Below are 18,162 nucleotides of genomic sequence, written 5' to 3' on the forward strand. Positions count from 1 at the left end.
AAAAATATTTTGGGCTCGCAGGCGGACTAGCCGCCGCCGACCTAACTTGGTTGGCCTGAGACGTTTGCTTTATCGAATATCCAGGGCGGGATCAACTCCCTTTCGGTTGATACAGACAGAGAGGTTCTTCAGCAAGATAGTCACCTGTAGCCTCATAAGCTCTTGCGCGACAACCACCGCAGACCTTTCGATACTCGCACTTGCCGCACTTCCCCTTTAGTTTGTCGTAATCTCTCAGGTTATTGAATACTTCTGATTCATTCCAGATACGCGGGAATGGAGTCTGCGTCACATTACCGCAATTGAGGTCGAGAAATCCGCATGGTTGGACTATGCCGGTGTTTGACACAAAACAAAAGCCGACCCCGCCCAGGCAACCCCGCGTCACGGCATCAAGCCCGTGGGTCTTGAACGTAACCGTTTTGCCTTCCTTACGGGCCCGCTGTCTAAGTATCCTGTAATAGTGTGGGGCGCAGGTGGCTTTCAATTGAAGAGGGACTCTGTCCCTCTGATCATAAAACCAGTTCAGGCTTTCTTCGTACTGTTGCGCCGAGATTTCCTGATCCACAATGTATTTGCCTCTGCCAGTGGGAACAAGCAGAAAGATATGGTGAGCCACAGCACCCAACTCAACGGCCAGTTCTTGAATCTTTGACAGCTCATCAAAATTCTGCTGCGTGATGGTAGTGTTCACTTGAAAGTCAAGACCGGCCTGATTAGCCCATTTGATGCCACGCAAAGCCCCCTCAAAGGCGCCTTCCACCCGGCGGAACCGATCGTGGCTTTCCGCTGTGGCTCCATCCAGGCTAATGCTGATTCGCTGAATTCCGACCTCAACCATCTCTTTTGCATTTGACTCCGTGATTAGTGTGCCGTTGGGGGCCATGACCATGCGGAGGCCCTTGTCATTGCCGTACCGGGCAATCTCAAAGATGTCCGGTCGCATCAAGGGTTCGCCACCTGTCAGGATAATGACAGGTTTTCCGACCTCTCTGACCTCGTCAAGAAACCTAAAGCAGGCATCAGTATCCAGTTCTCCAGAGTAGGGCCCTGCAGTCGCCGCAGCCCGGCAATGGATACAGTTAAGGTTGCAATTCCGGGTAACCTCCCAGGCAATAAGGCGTAGCTCGGACCCCTGTTTTTTGCCACCCTGGCCGGTATGTTTCGGTGATGTGTGTGGATGCCCGTTCAATTGAAGTTCTCCTTGATTATTAGTCATTGTCATTGCTCAGGCCCTAAAAAAACAGAAAAACGTGTTTGTGTCAGTGATTCGTGTCGGTAAAAGCAAGTACACGAAACACGGACACTGAAATGGCTAGCCACCCGCCAATTTCTTTGCCGCCTCTTTTGCAAAATACGTAACAATCATGTCTGCGCCGGCCCGTTTAATGGCAACAAGGCATTCCATCATGATTCTTTCCCCGTCGATCCACCCCAACTTCTCAGCAGCCTTTATCATAGCAAACTCGCCACTCACCTGGTATGCTGCCAACGGCAAATCGAATTCTTCTCGCACCTTGCAGATGATGTCCAGATATGGCATGGCAGGCTTGACCATGACAATATCTGCGCCCTCTTCCACATCCATACTTACTTCACGAATGGCCTCGAGGCTGTTGGCGGGGTCCATCTGGTAGGTCCGCCGGTCTCCAAACTGCGGGGCAGATTCAGCGGCCTCGCGGAAGGGGTTATAGAAGGCCGAACAATACTTGGCCGCATAGGACATTATGGGGGTGCTCTGGAAACCGTTTTCTTCCAGGGCATCACGTATTTCCGCAACACGACCATCCATCATATCCGACGGAGCTACCATGTCAGCGCCGGCCCGTGCATGCGACAGGGCTGTGCGGGCCAACAGTTCCAAAGTGGCATCATTGACTATGATCCCGTCTTCGACCATACCGCAGTGCCCGTGGTCCGTATACTCACAAAGGCAGACATCAGTGATAACGACCAGATCCGGCGCCTTGTTCTTTATTGCCTTGACGGTTTTTTGAACAATTCCATCCTTGGCATAGGCCCCAGTGCCCAGCGCGTCCTTTTTGTCAGGGATGCCAAAGAGCATCACAGCCGGAATGCCCAGGTCGTAAGCGGTCTTGGCCTCTTTTACCACATATTCTCTGGAGAGTTGATAGTGTCCCGGCATAGGCTCTATGGGCTTCTTCACGCCCTTGCCCTCCACAGCAAAAAGAGGCAGGATCAGGTCGTCAACACAAACCCGGGTTTCCCTTATCATACGCCTGAAATTCTCATGTTGCCGAAGCCGTCTTGGTCTGTAGTCTGGAAAAAGCATCGTTTACCTCTATTCTGGATAATCTTCAAAACCCTCCTCGGAAAAAATCCCCTTCACTGAAGCATTCAGGAATTCTTCAGGGTCTTGCAAGGCCTCCTTTGTCAGAACAAAATCCTTCCTGCCCGTCCTATCACGGATCAGTTTAAGACCGTATTCAAAGTCACCCGTCAGCTTCTTGTAGAAAGCCCCAAGGGCTGTCTGAGAACCGTTCATCTGGAGGATCAAGGCATCTGTGGCATCTTCGTGGAGGGTGACATGCAGGTCATGGGTCCTGCAAAAGTATGCCTCCAATTCCTTTATCTGGTCATAATAGCTTCTGATCTTCTTCATGACCCCATCAACGTCGCAGGTGTTTGAAGCATAGATCTCGGCAATCACATTAATGCGAGACCGGGTCATGATCATATCATACCTGTTGATCAGAATGGACTGGTTCTCTTTCACGTAACTCCTTATTGATTCCTTTTCGTTTTCAAGAAGCTCTGTGTAGATCCTATCCCACTTGGCCGCGTTCGCCTCTGAGACTATCTCGCGGAGAGCGCCTTCAGGGTCTTTCACTACTTCTTCTGTAACGGAAAGCTTCTTGATGTCCGTGGAAGGAAGTCCCTTTTCCAGCTTGAGCAGCGTTTTCTCAATCACGCTGACCAAGGCGCGAGCGCCAGTGCCCTCCCTGTAAGCAAGGCCGGCCATGGATCTCAGGGCGCGGTCATCAAACTTGACTTCAATGCCGTAAGCCTTGAAGTCTAGCTTTTTGCTCAGAACAACCGGATTATTCGGGTTTTTCAAGATGGCAAAGAGGTCATCTTCGCTCAGTTTCTCAAATACGGAAGTGACCGGCAGACGTCCAATAAACTCAGTCTCAAAACCGAACTTGATAAGATCCTCTGGTTTGACATGTTTCAAGTAATCGAGCGACTCTGACCTGCTCTTGAGAAAAGCGCCAAAACCGATGCCCTGATTTTCCATCCGCTTCCTTATTATGTCACCAAGTTCATTAAAGGCGCCGCTCATGATGAACAGGATGTTCTTTGTATTCACCACACGTTTTTTCCGTTTGCCGGTTTTGCGATAGCGTTCGATCTCCTCAAGCATGGATATTGGATCATGGGCCACCTTGAGGTCCACCTCTGTTTCTTCCATTGGTTTGAGCAGAGCGCGCTGGACCCCGGTGCGAGAGACATCCGGCCCGATGAGATTGCTGCTGGAGGCGATCTTGTCGATTTCATCGATGTAGACGATGCCGTACTGGGCCAGTTCGATGTCGTCATCGGCTTCGCGCACAAGGTCCCGCAACAGGTCTTCCACGTCGCCGCCAACATAACCGGTTTCACTGAATTTCGTGGCATCTCCTTTGACAAAGGGCACACCGATCTTTTGCGCGATCAATTTAATCATATAGGTTTTGCCCACGCCTGTTGGCCCTACCATGAGAATATTGTTCTTGATGTTGCCCAGCAAGGGTTGAACGTCATCCTTGGATGATTCGGCGTATTTGATACGATTAAAATGGGTGCAAATCTTAGTGGCCAGGATAGCCTTGGCCTCAACCTGCTGAACCACGTACTGGTCAAGGTAAGCTGCGAGTTCTTCGGGCTTTAAGGAAAAATCGATCTTCTTTTTCTTTTTGGGGGGCTCTTCTTCTTTGCCCAAAGAGGTCTCACTGGGAATTACCATTGGTGAGATGAGTTTTACGCGGCCCCCGAATTTTTCCGAGAGGAACTCGCTAATCTCTTTCTCAACATCTTTGGGATCCGGCATTTTTTCGTCTTTCTGAGTCATGATGTCCTGCTTTCACAATGTTTACCCACCTCAACATAATCACCTCACAGGAAAATTCAAGAAAAATGCCAATGCTGCTCGCACGATTACTATAACCTTCATCCCCGAGGTTGTTGAGAAGTTACTGTGCTGCCCTCTAATCCCTGTTGACAAAAAGCAACAAAATGGTATTGTCAGGACAGCCTTCTGAGGGCGATTAGCTCAGCGGATAGAGCACAAGCCTCCGGAGCTTGGTGTCGCCGGTTCGATTCCGGCATCGCCCTCCAATTCAAGCAACCTGGCAACCAGACCCGTAGCTTCTTTTTTTGTCTTGATCTCCCCGTTGAGTCGCGCATCTTCCACTGTCTGAAGCAACCTTCCAATAAGCTCAGACGGTTTCAGATTGAAATACTCCATCACTTCGTGGCCGTTTAAGAGCCTCGGGGCTACAATCTTGGGCCTCAGGCCGGAAAAGTACATTGAGAGTACTCCTGCCGAGAACTTAATAAAGTCGCTGAGGAGTTCACTCCCCAATCCCGCTTTGGCACGCTGATCCGCAACGCTGTGGATCAAGAGCCCGATGATGTCATCCCTGTATTTTCCGGCAAAGCGAATTATCCCCCTCAATGTGAGGCTACCCCGCTGGTGGGCATGAAAGAGAAAAAGGGGCTGAAGGTGCTTTTGGACGATAAGTGTTATGTATGACCGTTTTTTGCCGGACATCCTCAGCCTTGCGCAGATATTTTGGACAATATCCGCTCCCTCGTCCTCATGACCGAGAAATCGGACCTTTCCCGTGGAATCAACACTGCGCGTTCCGGGCTTGCCCAGATCATGAAACAAGGCCGCCAGCTTCAGGAGAACCCGGCGGTCGTGCGCCCGGAGATAACTCGAGATCGACCTGGCATAATCGGGCCACAACACAGCATGGTTGATCAGGGCAGTCTCCATTTCATCGTAGGTCGCCATGGTATGCTCAAAGACATCCCGTGCGTGGATCTCATTCTGCCGGCAGTCACGACACGGTTCAAGCTCAGGGATGAGATCGGTCAGAAGTCCACTGTCAGACATCTGCTTGAGGTGATGAAAGGACCTTTTGACCTCCATCATCTTGAAAAGCTCTGTGCTTATACGCTCTCCGGCCGATTGTCTAATGAGCGCGCTTTTCTTGCTGATGACTGCCAGGGTCTCTGGCGCAATATCAAAACCCAGAGCAGCGGCAAAGCGAAATGCCCTGAGCATCCTCAGCGGATCAGCTACTACGGCATCTTTTGAAATGAGTCGAATGGTTCTGGACTTTATGTCATCCATGGCCTTGACAGGATCGATAAGTCTTTTGGTACGAAGATCATAGCCAAGGCCGTTGACCGTAAAGTCCCGCCTTTTCAGATCCTCTTCGATACAGTTACCCTCCATGGGGGAAAAATCGAGAGTCTCGTCTCCTGAAACCACTCTACAGATGGCCTTGCTGTTCTTGCCGAGATCTATCAATCGCACGCCAAGTCCTTTGGCCACCTTTTCTGCAAAGGTCCTGACATTGCCGGGCACGACAAAGTCGTGGTCGCAAGAAGGACGATTGAGCACGCTGTCGCGAACAGAACCGCCTACCAGGTAAACAGGGCCAATACGAGAAAAATCGTGGAAACGGTGTGCTATCTTCATCTGTGTTTGCGTCTCGACCTTCTACTATCCTTCTTCCAGGAAATCTCCTTCTTGACACCTTTTCTTTTTAGCTTTTGCTGATGAAGCTCCAGGGATCGCTCCATATCCAGGATGAAGCTTCCAGCCTGCTTTTCAGGCCCAAAAAGGGACTCCTTTTTCGGTTTTGAGGCATCTCTCTTCTCCTTTGGAAGAGACGGGCCTGAAAAATAGCCTACCGGAATACGGTCCACCAGATAAATCAGTTCTCCCTGCCCGGAGAATATCACGCCGGCATCATAGGCCCTTTTTGCTTGCACGGTAAGCAACACCGGCTTCTGGTCACGCCGTCTTCCCATGCGCAGGGCCAATTCTTCAGTAGTTGCCAAGAATACACGGCGTTGTCCCATGGGCATGATTCCTTTCTCACAGACCAGCGGATATGCCCTCTGGCGCACACAGTGATAAAGGAGTTTCGGCGGCACTGCTCCTGAGACTGGGCTTACGGTTTCATCCGGATTCGCCACTTTGATGCGCTCATCTTGAAAAATAAAGGAATTCTCGCGAAAGGTAATAAGGACTTCATGGATGTGGGACTTGCGCACATATCCCCATCCCGGTTCTTCAGAGATGGCCTTGATGAGATCCTTGAGATGAAAAAACCCATCCTCGTCAGGGACCAAACCGAATTCCTCCGGGTGTCGCCCCAGAACATAAGTCATCAGTTTTTTGAGCTCTTTAGGATCTTTTCGCCTTCCCATCGGGCTACTTTCTAACGAGATTAAGATCTCCTGAATAAAACCTGTGAGACCTTCCATGACTATCCTCGACCATTAAGGCCCCGGCGTCATCAACATCGATCGCTTTTCCGCAATATTGCTTCCCGATCACGTCAACAATAACCCTCTGTCCTATAACGTCCGTAAGCTCTTTCCACCTCTTAATGATCGGCTTAAACCCACTTTCCCTTAACATTTCATAATGTGTCTCATAACATTTCAAAAAGGCTCTGATAATATCGGCTCTCGGAAATGGTTCACCCGATTCAACCAATATGGAAGTAGCCTTGCCCTTGATCTCTTGAGGAAATCTGTCGGGCGGAGTATTGACATTTACTCCGACACCCACGACGACATAGGCTATTGAATCCATTTTCGTGCTGATCTCAGTAAGAATCCCTGCTATCTTTTTTCCGTTTACGAGAATATCGTTTGGCCACTTTATCCTTGCCGGCAGTTGCGTAAGTGAAAGCAGTGTCTCAGCCACGGCAACCGCTGTCATAAGGGTAATACCGGGCGCCTGGTTCGCAGGCATGGCAGGCCTTAAGATCAAAGAAGCATAGATTCCATCGCCTGCCGGTGAAAACCAGCTTCGTCCCTTCCTGCCCCTGCCTGAAGTCTGCCTTTCAGCCACCACCAGTGTTCCCTCCGGGGCGTAGCCTTCAGCCAGTTCTTTAGCTCTTAGATTGGTTGAATCTGTCTGTTTGAAGCAGGCTATGTCTTGCTTTCCAAACACCCTGGTATGGAGACCTTCCCGGATTTCCTTCGCCAGCAAAAGCCCGGTAAAGTTTCCCTCCCCGATGCCCGATCGCGCATGCCCGAGGGGGGACTTTTCTTCTTGCGTTGAGTTGAATTGCGTCACGCAGTTGGTATCCGGCGCTGTCCTATTTGCCGGTTTTTTGATGAAGTTTGTCCGCTATCCGTTTGACCCTGTCGGATTTGACCATGGACGCTGCCTTATCCGCAAAGCGCGTTGCGTCAGAGAACTTCCCATCCTTTAGATAGTCTTTGACCTTCTTTTCAATACGTGTGGTGGCAACATCTGCCTTGACATGTATGGCCGGCGCTGCAATGAGCTTTGTAATGCCGATCTCCCCGCAGTTCGGGCATGATGGTGCGTCTCCACCACTAAAAACAACGATAACCTCAAAGACGCATCCGCACCTGGCGCACTCATACTCATAAATCGGCATAACGCCCCTCACAATCCTAAATTCTCAATGGCCCTGGGGATGAAGGCTTTTTCTTCCAGAAAAAGCCTTCATCCCCAGGGCTTATGGTAACCGCACAGCCCTGAGAAGTTACTCACAATCTTTGCAAATATCGCATCTTCTCCAGATCTCCTTTGAACGCCTCATCGTTTGAGAGTCTCTCCAAGGCCTCATCGATCATCGAAAGCATACTGGCCTTATCATCCGGGAGATTTCCATTAATGTGGGCATAATTGGAGACATGATCTGAGAGGTATTGAGAGGTAACTTCAAGATTTTTGATGAGGGCCCTCTGCTCCCTTAAAATCGTCTCCAGACCCGGCATTTGAAAGCTACCTTCCATCCACCATTGATATACCGGGGTGCCGGGCTGAGGCGTGAGGGTTCTCACACGGATAAAACCAGGATCTATCTGGTTGAGCACCTTGGCTGTGTCGCAAGCATGCTCAGGCCAATTTGCCTCACCCCCGATTCCCAGCAGCACATAGACGGAGACCTCAAATTGGATGTCTTTTGCCTTGGCGCAGGCGCTGATCATGATGTCAGGGGACGCGCCTTTTTCAATCCGCTTGAGCAACCGAGCGCTTCCGGTCTCAAGACCAACGTGAAGTCGCGTTAACCCTGCTTCTCTTATCCTTTCCAGACTCTTAAGGGATCGGCGCCTAAGGGTTTGCGCGCGCGCATAGCTTGTAACCCTCGCAAGGGATGGAAAAGCGCCATGAAGATGACCAAGGATTTCACACAGCGCCTCCGTGTTGACGACCAGGCTATCCGAATCCCCTATAAAGACAGTTTCTACATTTCCGCCGGTAAATGCCCTGGCCGTATCAATATCTCTCTTAACCTCTTCGACCGGACGTTTCTCAAATTTGACGTCCTTGTACATGGGGCAGAAAGCACACCGGTTCCAGGGGCACCCTCGGGTAACCCTCAACAACAGGCTGTCCGCCTCACTGGGCGGCCTGTAAGGCGGAAAATCATAAGTCTCTTCAGCCTCGGCAAGGCGCCTTCCGAAACGAAAGTTGAACATAATGCTTGTATAAATAGCCTAATCGTTTAGAAATGACAATAGAATCTCGCCAAGAAGAGACAGAAGCCCCATATGTTGTATTCGCAGGTCCAGGACATACATTTTGTAGTATTTTTGCCTTTACAAACCTATATCACTTTGTTAATCTCCGTTGGATTGTTATACATGGCTAGAATGTGAATAGCTGTCTAGAGGTGTTTTGCCATGAAGATCAAAGAGTTAGATATTGTCGGGTTTAAGTCTTTTCAGGATAAAACAACCATGCAGTTTCCTCAAGGCATTTGTGCCGTAGTAGGTCCCAACGGATGCGGGAAGAGCAACATCGTTGACGCGCTGCGTTGGGTTATGGGGGAACAGAGTGTCAAGCAACTCCGCGGCAAGTCCATGGAAGACATCATCTTTTCGGGCAGCGAGAATAAAGGCGCCTTGAATCTGGCCGAGGTGAAGCTGACACTCATTAATGACAACGGCAACACACCTGAAGAATATCGAGACTTTTCCGAGATCATGATAAGCCGACGCCTGTTCCGTTCGGGTGAAAGCGGTTACTTCATCAATAAGCGGCCGTGCAGGCTTAAAGACGTCCAAAACCTGTTGATGGGAACCGGTGTCGGGTCAAGGACCTATGCCATCATCGAACAGGGAAAGATTGGAACACTCCTTGATGCCGGCCCTGAAGAACGACGGTTCTTCATCGAAGAAGCAGCAGGCACCACCAGATATAAGAGCCGAAAACACGAAGCCCTTCTAAAAATTCACCGAACCCAGCAGAATCTGTTGCGCATCAGTGATGTTATCTCCGAAGTTAAACGCCAGATGAGCAGTCTCAAGCGCCAGGCCAGGAAAGCTGAGCGCTACAAGACCTATCAAAAACAGATTGAAGACCTGGAAATAAAGCTGGCAAGCTATCAATACAAGGCTATCTCGGCCAAACTGGACGAAACCGCGGGCTTGCTGGAATCCTTGCGAGACGCGGACTTCAAGCACGAATCCCAGCTGGCAAAGCTGGACGCCGCCATTGAACAGATCAAAGAGGAACGAGCAGCCAAGCACCAGCGTATCTCAGAAGACAAGGCCCGAAGGTATGACCTGCAGCGCTCGCTCGACAAACTGGAGGCGGACATTGATTATAGTGCCAGAGACTTGGAACGTTTGATTGCTGAAGGTGATCATGTCAAGGCCGAGCTAAAAGAAATTGAGGGGAAAAAAAGGGAAATCGCTGGAGAATGCCGCAACCTCGAGGAACGAAAGTCCGCCATCCGCGAAGACATGCGCAATATTGAGGATACCGTAGCACAAGAAGTGGGTGTCGAGGGGGCAATCAGAAAGCGTATTGAGCAGTCGAATCAACGCCTTGAGGCCAAGAAAACGAAGCTGGTAAACCTGGCAAGCCGCAAGGCGACTTATCAAAACACCCTGGAGAATGCCTCCCGAAACAGGGCAAACCTCTCAAGACGGCTTGATCAACTCAAAACGGAAAAAATCGAAACCGAAAACGAAGTCATCGGCTTTGGCAAAAAGATGGCTGCAGCCGAAGACAGACGCCATGCCTTGAAAGGGAGCCTAAACGAAATAACGGCGGTTCTTGAATCGTTGGAGAAACAACTCCGGGAAAACCGTGAAGCCCTCAGCCAGCAAGTCCGTGAGACCCAAGCTGCGGAACTTGAACGGCAAAAGATACGATCCCAATACGGGGCGCTCAAAAAGATGGATGAAAACTATGAGTGGTTCAGGAAAGGCGTTCAGGTTGTCATGAGGCAATGGAAATCCCGAAACATTGAGGAAGCAGGCATTTGTGGCCTTGTGGCTGACGTTATCGAACCCGAACCCTCCTATGAAGATGCTGTGGAAGCAGCTCTAGGTGAAACCTTACAATACGTCATTGTCAAAGACCATCAGGGGGCTGTGACAGCCATTGACTCTCTCCGGACCCTCTCGGGAGGCCGAGGTGGTTTCATTCCAATGAAGACGGTCAGGCCCTTGACTGGCGCAATTTCCAGCTCCGATTCCCAGACTCACGATCTCCTTATCAAATATGTCAAAATCCAGGGAGGCTACGAACACCTGGTTCAAGCTCTTCTTGGTCATGTCATGGTTGCTGAAGACCTTGGAGTGGCCTTGCAATTGTGGAACCAAAACGGGTCACCCCAGGCCATTGTAACGCCTCAAGGAGATCGCGTCTGCCCTCAAGGCATACTGACTGGCGGAAGCACAGAGAACAGCGGATCCGGCATCCTGACCAAGAAGAAGGAAGTAAGGAATCTGGCAGCACAGCTCTTGGAGTTGGATAGCTCTGTTGAGAGCGCCAGGGCCAGACAAAAAGAGCTGGAAACCGAAGCAGTGGCGCTGGAGACAGAACTTCAGCAGGCCCGACAAGCCCAAAGCGAGAAAAATCAACAGCTCGTCGAGGTAGAAAAAGACCTTTACGTTGTCCGGGAAAGGCTCGAACATGCCCAGAGCCATCTGGAGATCCTTTGCCTTGAGGAACAACAGATTGAAGGAGAGCAAATTGACGTAGAGCAAGAACTTTCAAGACATCAGGAGATCGTGACTGAGCTGGCAGAAGAAATCCACGCTGAAGAATCGATGATCGAAGAGACAAAGTCCGATATCAAAGAAACGTCGGAAAAGCTGCAATATATCAGCGAAAAAGTCGTAGAACTCAAGCTGCAACTGACTGCCTTGCAGGCAGAATACGAGAGCTCGGAGAGCACTTTGAGACGGTTAACGGATTTTCAGCGCGACAGGAACAAAAAGCTTGCCCAGTTAGAGCGAGGGCTGAGACATACAGAGGAAGACATAGTTGCCACTGAAAAACGATTGTCAACAGATCGAGCCAAGATTGGCGAGCAATGCACGAAACTCAAGACCATGGAAGAGGCTCTGGCTCAAAGCGAAACTGAATACCAGACCATTGAACGAGCATTGCAGCAAAATGATCAAGCCCTTTCTGAGGTTAGAACAAGACGACAAGAGACCTTCCAAAAGATCCAGCAGCTCGAGTTGAAGCAATCCGAAAGAGAGATGAAACGCAATCATCTCGCCGGTCGTATTCGGGAGAAATACCATCAACAAATTGAAATATTGACACAGCAATGCGAGACTGAGGGCTTTTCGGTGGAAAAGACACTAGATGCTTTGACGGAACAGCGGGAGAGGATCGCAAGAATCGGGGACGTCAACCTCACGGCCATCGAGGAATACGAAACCCTGAACGAACGATATCGCCTCCTGACCCAACAGCGCGACGACCTCGTGGGCGCAATTGATGCCCTTCATCAGGTCATCCGAAAGATCAATCGGGTCTCTTTGAAACGGTTCATGAAAACCTTTAAGGCCGTCAACGAGAAAGTCCAGACAGTCTTCCCCAAGCTCTTTGAGGGAGGAACAGCCAAACTGACGCTGACCAATCCGAAACGGCCCTTGGAGTCGGGCATCTCTTTCCTCGTACGTCCTCCCGGGAAAAAGCTCACGCGCATGAGTCTCCTTTCCGGCGGGGAAAAGGCTCTCTCAGCTATTGCCCTCGTCTTTTCTCTTTTCATGATAAAGCCAACGTCATTTTGTGTTCTTGATGAAATTGATGCTCCGCTGGATGAAATGAACGTCTCCCGCTTTAACCATCTTCTCCAGGAGATAGGGAAAAAGTCTCAGGTTGTGATGGTTACCCATAACAAGCAAACCATGGAAATGGCCCATGCACTCTTTGGCGTGACCATGGAGGAAAAAGGGATATCCAAGCTTGTCTCAATCAATCTATGAAATCGCTTCGCGATTTCATCCGACGCGGCTTCGCCGTTTAAAAATATGAAATGGTTTAGAAGAAAAAAGAAGGCAGAAAAGGCCCCTGAGGAAGAACCCTGCCAGCCCGTGGGACAGGATTTTCAGCCTGACGCAGCACAAGAGGCTGAACAGATTCTCGAATCAGTTGAGACTGAAGAGCAAGATGTTGCGACCGAGGAAGAAAAACAAGGATTTTTCCGGAGACTCAGAAACCGCCTCTCCAAGACACGAAAGTCCTTTGTAAACCGTGTGGATCAGCTTTTGCTGGGGAAAAAGGAGATTGACGAAGAACTCCTCGAAAACCTTGAAGAAATACTCATCACCTCGGACATAGGCGTGCAGACCACCATGGACTTAATCCAAAAAGTGAGAGAAAAGATCGGTAGGAAAGACGTGAACAATACTGAAGAACTCAAGGAGGCTCTTCAAGAAGAGATCCTGGCTTTTCTCAAGGTCGAGCCAGGTCCAGACAGTGTTTCCCTGGAAACACCTTATGTCATAATGGTAGTGGGAGTAAACGGTGTAGGTAAGACAACAACGATTGGCAAGCTTGCTGCTCGTTATATGAAGGACGGCAAGCGGGTTCTGTTGGTTGCCGCTGACACCTTCCGGGCAGCAGCCGTTGAGCAGTTGGACATTTGGGCCCAACGTGTGGGCTCTGAAGTGGTCCGGCACAAGGGAAAGTCCGACCCTTCCGCTGTGGTCTATGATGGTATTCATGCGGCAAGATCAAGGGGCGTTGATGTGGTTATCATTGACACTGCAGGACGTCTTCACACCAAAGTCAATCTTATGGAAGAACTCAAGAAAATCCGTCGGACAGTGGCCAGGCAACTCCCTGACGCCCCCCATGAAATCCTGCTGGTGCTTGATGCCACGACCGGACAGAATGCCATCTCGCAAGCTCAACTCTTTCACGAAGCCATTGAAATCACCGGAATTGCCCTTACCAAACTGGACGGCACGGCAAAGGGAGGGATCGTCGTGGGCATATGCCACAGCCTCGGGCTTCCCCTCAAATATATTGGCCTGGGAGAAAAGGTCGATGACCTGCAGGAGTTTGACGCTGATGCCTTTATGAAGGCGTTGTTCTAGGTAATCCAATGGCAAAAAACGTTCTTGTCATCGACGACGAATCTAACTTGCGTCACATGCTAACTGCAGTCCTTGAAAAGGCCGGGTATGCGGTTGTTGGCGCTGCAAACGGCATGGATGCCTTGCCCTTGCTGGAAAGCAGGGGCTTTGACGTTGTCCTCTGTGATCTGCGCATGCCGAAAATGGACGGGATTGACTTCCTGAAAGAGATAGCCGAACGACGTATCAACACAACGACAATTGTGATGTCGGCATACGGCACAATCGATACAGCCGTGGAAGCCATGAAGCTTGGTGCGGCAGACTACATCTCCAAGCCCTTCAAACCGGAGGAGATCCTTCTTAAACTAACGCAGGTTGAAGAACGGAACCGATTGAGAGAAGAAAATGTCAGGCTCCGGAATGCTGTCCAGCAAACCTACTCATTTCAGAATATGGTGGCCAAAAGCAAGGCAATGGCAGGAATCTTTGTGACTATTCGCAAGGTTGCCGACTACAAGACAACAGTCTTAATTACAGGCGAAAGCGGCACTGGAAAGGAGTTGATTGCCAGGGCCATTCACTATAACGGCTTTCGAAAAAACAAGCCTTTGGTAGCCGTCAACTGTGGGGGCTTGCCCGAAAACCTTTTAGAAAGCGAGCTCTTTGGGCATGTGAAGGGAGCCTTCACTGACGCAGCCAAAGACAAGAAAGGGCTCTTTCAAGAAGCAAATGGGGGCACTCTCTTCCTTGATGAGATCGGAGAACTGCCCCTGGCTCTTCAGGTGAAGCTACTCCGGGTCCTGCAAGACGAAATAGTGAGGCCCGTGGGCACCACGGAATCCATCAAGGTTGATGTGCGAATCATTGCAGCTACGTCAGTAGATTTGGCAAATGAGGTCAAAGACGGAACCTTTCGAGACGACCTTTTTTACAGAATCAATGTGCTCCTTATCGAAGTGCCTGCCCTGCGCAATCGAAAAGAGGACATTCCGCTCCTGGTCAATCATTTTGTCGGTAAGTTCAAAAAGCGACTCAAAAAAGAGAGGAAGACATTTCGACCGGATGCGCTTCAAGCCCTCATGGACTATTCGTGGCCAGGCAACGTCAGAGAACTGGAAAACGTTATTGAACGTACTATGGTATTGACCGAACTGGACGAGATCCCCCTCAGTGAACTACCGGATTCGATACGGGATATTCCCTCAACCATAGGTGGCCCTTTGCCTTCCAACGAAATCTCGCTCAAGGCAAATACCATGGCTCTCGAAAAAGCCCTGATTGAAAGGGCTCTGGCGAAAACTGACAACAATCGCACCCGTGCAGCCAGACTCCTGGAAATCAGTCATCCCACGCTTCTTTCAAAGATGAAAACCTACAGCATTTCGTAGAACTCATGTGCGGAAAAGCCTGTGTTTCAGGCAAAAAAGGATGGATAGTTACGGCAAACTACGGTGTATTGGTGCTCCACGCAAAAAAAATATAAGAAAAACCAATTATGCGGTTGACATCTCACAATTATCAATGTAAGGAGGACGCCATAACAGCTGGCTCTTACACTGCATAAGGATTGGGGTTAACCAAGAACAAAAGGGAGGGAAGAAATTATGACAAAGGCAGAACTTGTGGACAACATGGCCAAGGATGCCGGCATTTCCAAGGCGGCGGCGGGAACGGCTCTTAACTCTTTTGTCGACAGCGTAACCAAGGCCTTGAAGAAAAAAGACGGCAAGGTGACATTGGTCGGCTTCGGGACCTTCTCAAAGGTACGCCGCAAAGCCCGTAAGGGAAGAAATCCTCAGACTGGAGAAACCATCAAGATCAAGGCATCCAATACGGTAAGATTCAAGCCGGGGAAAGCTCTGAAAGAAGCTATCTAAGCGCGGACTGACAGGTTTTTGGTATTCATTGGTTCCTATTCGGAAATATCTTTTTCGGATGGGAACCAATTTTTTTATGCAAAGGTGATCTGAAAGGTGTCAAACTGCCCTGTGTGGGATTCCCATTCAACGGCCACCTTGTTCACGCGAGCCAAAGGCGGACCAGCCTCGCACCACTTCAGCATAGATTTTACGTCATTCTCCTCGCCTTCAAATACTGCTTCGACTCGGCCATCGCGCATATTCCTCACCCAACCTTTGACGTTCCGCTCCGAGGCTGCGAGCCTCGTGTCCATCCTGAAGCAGACCCCCTGGACGCGTCCGTCAATTACTGCATGTGCTCTAACCTTTTTCATGACCTTATCTCCTGTTGGTCAGTGGTCATCTATCATTTATCATCTATTATTGATCATTGATTATTTAATATTAATTAGTTATCGTTTATCATTTATTATTAGTTATTGGTTATTGGTTAATGAAAAATGATATATGACAAATCATATATGACAAATGATTAATGGCCCCTGATCATCTCCATAAATTTCCTTTCATTTAGAATTCTGACCCCGAGATCTCTGGCCTTGTCGAGCTTCGAGCCTGGATCTTTACCCGCCACCACGTACGTGGTCTTGCCACTTACAGATGAGCTGACTTTTCCGCCTAATGCCTCAATGCGAGCCTTGGCATCCAAGCGGGCCATGGAGTCAAGGGCCCCGGTAAGGACGAAAGTCTTGCCAGTCAAGGAATCCTGTGCCGGGGTCTCCTGGCCGCTGATTCTTATGCCGGCATCCAGTATTCGCTCAATATTTTTCTGGTTCTCCTGGGAATCAAAAAAGGCTCTTACGCTCTCAGAAACCTGCGGTCCAATTTCATCCACGGCAATCAACTCTTCTGCGGTTGCAGACCTTAATGCGGTTAATGCCTTAAACTTGCGCGCCAAAACATGAGCTATGTGCTCACCCACATGGCGAATACCAAGGCCGTAGATAAACCGAGAAAGGCTGATATGCTTGCTTCTTGTTATGGCATCCATAAGGTTTTGAGCCGATTTCTCGCCCATCCTTTCAAGGCCTGCCACGGTAGCCCTATCCAAAAAAAACAGGTCCGCATAGGACTCTAATAGCCCCTTGTCTACCAATTGCCCCACCAGCTTTTCTCCAAGACCATCAATATCAAACGCTCCTTTGCATGCGAAGTGTTTGATCCGCTCCTTCACCTGGGCAGGACAATTGGCGTTCACGCATCGCCATACGGCCTCATCTTTCATTCGAAGGACCTTTGAACCGCATTCCGGACACACAAGAGGCATCTGAAACGGCTGCTCACTTCCGGTTCGTTTTGAAGTAATTGCCTTGACGACTTCCGGGATCACATCTCCGGCACGCTGGACCAGCACGGTGTCATCTATACGTATATCCTTCTTCTTGATTTCGTCTTCATTATGCAGCGTCGCCCGGCTAACCGTGACGCCTCCCACAGAGACAGGAGCCAAATGGGCCACCGGCGTCAACACCCCGGTCCGGCCAACCTGAATGTCGATCTTGAGCACCCGGGTGGTCTCCTGTGTAGCCGGGAATTTATAGGCCAAGGCCCACCTCGGGCTTCGGGACTTCTCGCCCAATCTCCTCTGCAATGCCAAATCATCCACCTTGATCACAACACCGTCCATCTCATACGGAAACTCATGTCGACCGTCAAGCAAATCCCTGTAGTAGTCAAGAATCTCCTCTATGCCCGCCTGGGGCTTGATATGGGGATTCACGCGAAACCCGAAAGCCTTCAGGGTCTGAAGGATTTTCCAGTGCGAGGTGAATTGGAGGCCAGTCACCGTGCCCACGCCATAACAGAAAATGTCCAGAGGACGCCTTGCCGTTATCCTCGAATCAAGCTGTCTGAGAGATCCTGCTGCCGCGTTTCGCGGATTGGCAAAGGCGGGTTTCCCTTTGTCAAGACGCTCTTTGTTCAAGCGCCTAAAAGCATCAAGGGGGATAAATACCTCTCCTCTTACCTCCAGACGAGAGGGCGCTGTCATGGAGGCAGTCTCAAGCAGGGCCAGGGGAATCGTCCTGATCGTCCTGATGTTCAATGTAACGAGCTCACCGGTGTATCCGTCACCTCTGGTGGAGGCCTCTATCAGGCTGCCGTTTTCATACACCAACTCCACAGCCACACCATCCATCTTTGGCTCGGCAGTGTAAAGGATTTCCGTTTCTGTCTTCAGGAACCGCCGAACCCTCTGATCAAAGGCCAGCACATCTTCTTCGCTAAAGGCGTTTTCCAGGCTCAACATGGGAATGGTGTGAGCAATTGTTTCAAATTTCTCAAGGGGTGGCGCGCCCACCCGCTGCGTCGGGGAATCAAACTCAATAAGCGCCGGATACGCTGTCTCAAGGGCGATAAGCTCCTGCATCAGACGGTCGTATTGGGCATCAGAAACCTCTGGCTCGTCCAATACATAATAAGCATAATTGTGCCGACTAATAGTTTCTCTGAGTTCGGCAATCATCTTTCTGGGATCTTCGTTCATGGCCAAAAACTATGCCTCTTCCTAACCCGGACAAGCCGGAACCAAAAAAGAAAAAATTACCACGTGCTGTTCTCAAGGCGAACGCCGCAACGCACGAAAATACGTCTCTTCTCAAGGCGAACGCCGCAACACACGAAAATTCTAATACTATCTCTATTTCGTGCTTTCGTCCTTTCGCGCCTTCGTGATTAT

13 protein-coding genes, 1 tRNA gene and 2 pseudogenes are annotated in these 18,162 nt (G+C 50.0%); 5 read left to right on the plus strand and 11 right to left on the minus strand.

Annotation, left to right across the window (positions count from 1 at the left end; all coding sequences use genetic code 11):
- Positions 1-91: 91 nt before the first annotated feature.
- The 3 genes from ahbD to JW883_14350 all read right to left on the minus strand — a co-directional run bounded on the left by ahbD (position 92) and on the right by JW883_14350 (position 4,072).
- Positions 92-1,225, minus strand: a complete 1,134-nt coding sequence (gene ahbD / locus JW883_14340) for a heme b synthase (GenBank protein MBN1843447.1) — start codon at positions 1,223-1,225, stop codon at positions 92-94.
- Between the two features lie 90 nt (positions 1,226-1,315).
- Positions 1,316-2,293, minus strand: a complete 978-nt coding sequence (gene hemB, locus JW883_14345; GenBank protein MBN1843448.1) for a porphobilinogen synthase — start codon at positions 2,291-2,293, stop codon at positions 1,316-1,318.
- 9 nt (positions 2,294-2,302) lie between these two features.
- Positions 2,303-4,072, minus strand: a complete 1,770-nt coding sequence (locus JW883_14350; GenBank protein ID MBN1843449.1) for an AAA family ATPase — start codon at positions 4,070-4,072, stop codon at positions 2,303-2,305.
- A 190-nt stretch (positions 4,073-4,262) separates the two neighbouring features.
- Here JW883_14350 and JW883_14355 point away from each other — a divergent pair.
- Positions 4,263-4,338 (plus strand) — tRNA-Arg (locus JW883_14355).
- A 262-nt stretch (positions 4,339-4,600) separates the two neighbouring features.
- Here JW883_14355 and JW883_14360 read toward each other — a convergent pair.
- From JW883_14360 to JW883_14385, 6 genes and pseudogenes are all read right to left on the minus strand, one after another.
- A pseudogene (locus tag JW883_14360) lies at positions 4,601-5,161 on the minus strand (HDIG domain-containing protein).
- 171 nt (positions 5,162-5,332) lie between these two features.
- Positions 5,333-5,713, minus strand: a pseudogene (locus JW883_14365) (hypothetical protein).
- On the minus strand, positions 5,710-6,450 hold the full coding sequence (locus JW883_14370; protein MBN1843450.1) for an RNA 2'-phosphotransferase: 741 nt from the start codon (positions 6,448-6,450) through the stop codon (positions 5,710-5,712). The pseudogene JW883_14365 and the gene JW883_14370 overlap by 4 nt, the downstream one beginning before the upstream one ends.
- A 4-nt stretch (positions 6,451-6,454) precedes the next feature.
- Positions 6,455-7,330: a biotin--[acetyl-CoA-carboxylase] ligase gene (locus JW883_14375; protein MBN1843451.1), complete on the minus strand. Its 876-nt coding sequence runs from the start codon at positions 7,328-7,330 to the stop codon at positions 6,455-6,457.
- A gap of 22 nt (positions 7,331-7,352) precedes the next feature.
- Positions 7,353-7,661, minus strand: coding sequence for a zinc ribbon domain-containing protein (locus tag JW883_14380; GenBank protein MBN1843452.1), 309 nt, complete (start codon positions 7,659-7,661; stop codon positions 7,353-7,355).
- A gap of 112 nt (positions 7,662-7,773) precedes the next feature.
- Entirely contained in the window at positions 7,774-8,709 is a 936-nt protein-coding gene (locus JW883_14385; GenBank protein MBN1843453.1) for a radical SAM protein, read from the minus strand.
- 204 nt (positions 8,710-8,913) lie between these two features.
- On the opposite strand from JW883_14385, the gene smc reads away from it, so the two are divergent.
- The 4 genes from smc to JW883_14405 all read left to right on the plus strand — a co-directional run bounded on the left by smc (position 8,914) and on the right by JW883_14405 (position 15,443).
- Positions 8,914-12,468, plus strand: a complete 3,555-nt coding sequence (gene smc / locus JW883_14390; GenBank protein MBN1843454.1) for a chromosome segregation protein SMC — start codon at positions 8,914-8,916, stop codon at positions 12,466-12,468.
- Between the two features lie 45 nt (positions 12,469-12,513).
- Positions 12,514-13,584 carry a signal recognition particle-docking protein FtsY gene (gene ftsY, locus JW883_14395; GenBank protein MBN1843455.1) on the plus strand — a complete coding sequence of 357 codons (1,071 nt, stop codon included), beginning with the start codon at positions 12,514-12,516 and terminating at the stop codon, positions 13,582-13,584.
- 8 nt (positions 13,585-13,592) lie between these two features.
- On the plus strand, positions 13,593-14,954 hold the full coding sequence (locus tag JW883_14400) for a sigma-54-dependent Fis family transcriptional regulator (protein ID MBN1843456.1): 1,362 nt from the start codon (positions 13,593-13,595) through the stop codon (positions 14,952-14,954).
- Between the two features lie 216 nt (positions 14,955-15,170).
- Positions 15,171-15,443 carry an HU family DNA-binding protein gene (locus JW883_14405; protein ID MBN1843457.1) on the plus strand — a complete coding sequence of 91 codons (273 nt, stop codon included), beginning with the start codon at positions 15,171-15,173 and terminating at the stop codon, positions 15,441-15,443.
- A 74-nt stretch (positions 15,444-15,517) separates the two neighbouring features.
- On the opposite strand, the gene JW883_14410 is transcribed toward JW883_14405, so the two are convergent.
- On the minus strand, positions 15,518-15,799 hold the full coding sequence (locus JW883_14410; protein MBN1843458.1) for an acylphosphatase: 282 nt from the start codon (positions 15,797-15,799) through the stop codon (positions 15,518-15,520).
- Between the two features lie 158 nt (positions 15,800-15,957).
- Positions 15,958-17,970, minus strand: coding sequence for an NAD-dependent DNA ligase LigA (gene ligA, locus JW883_14415; GenBank protein MBN1843459.1), 2,013 nt, complete (start codon positions 17,968-17,970; stop codon positions 15,958-15,960).
- Positions 17,971-18,162: the final 192 nt, after the last annotated feature.

This window comes from Deltaproteobacteria bacterium (genome assembly GCA_016930875.1).
Taxonomy (GTDB): Bacteria; Desulfobacterota; Desulfobacteria; order Desulfobacterales.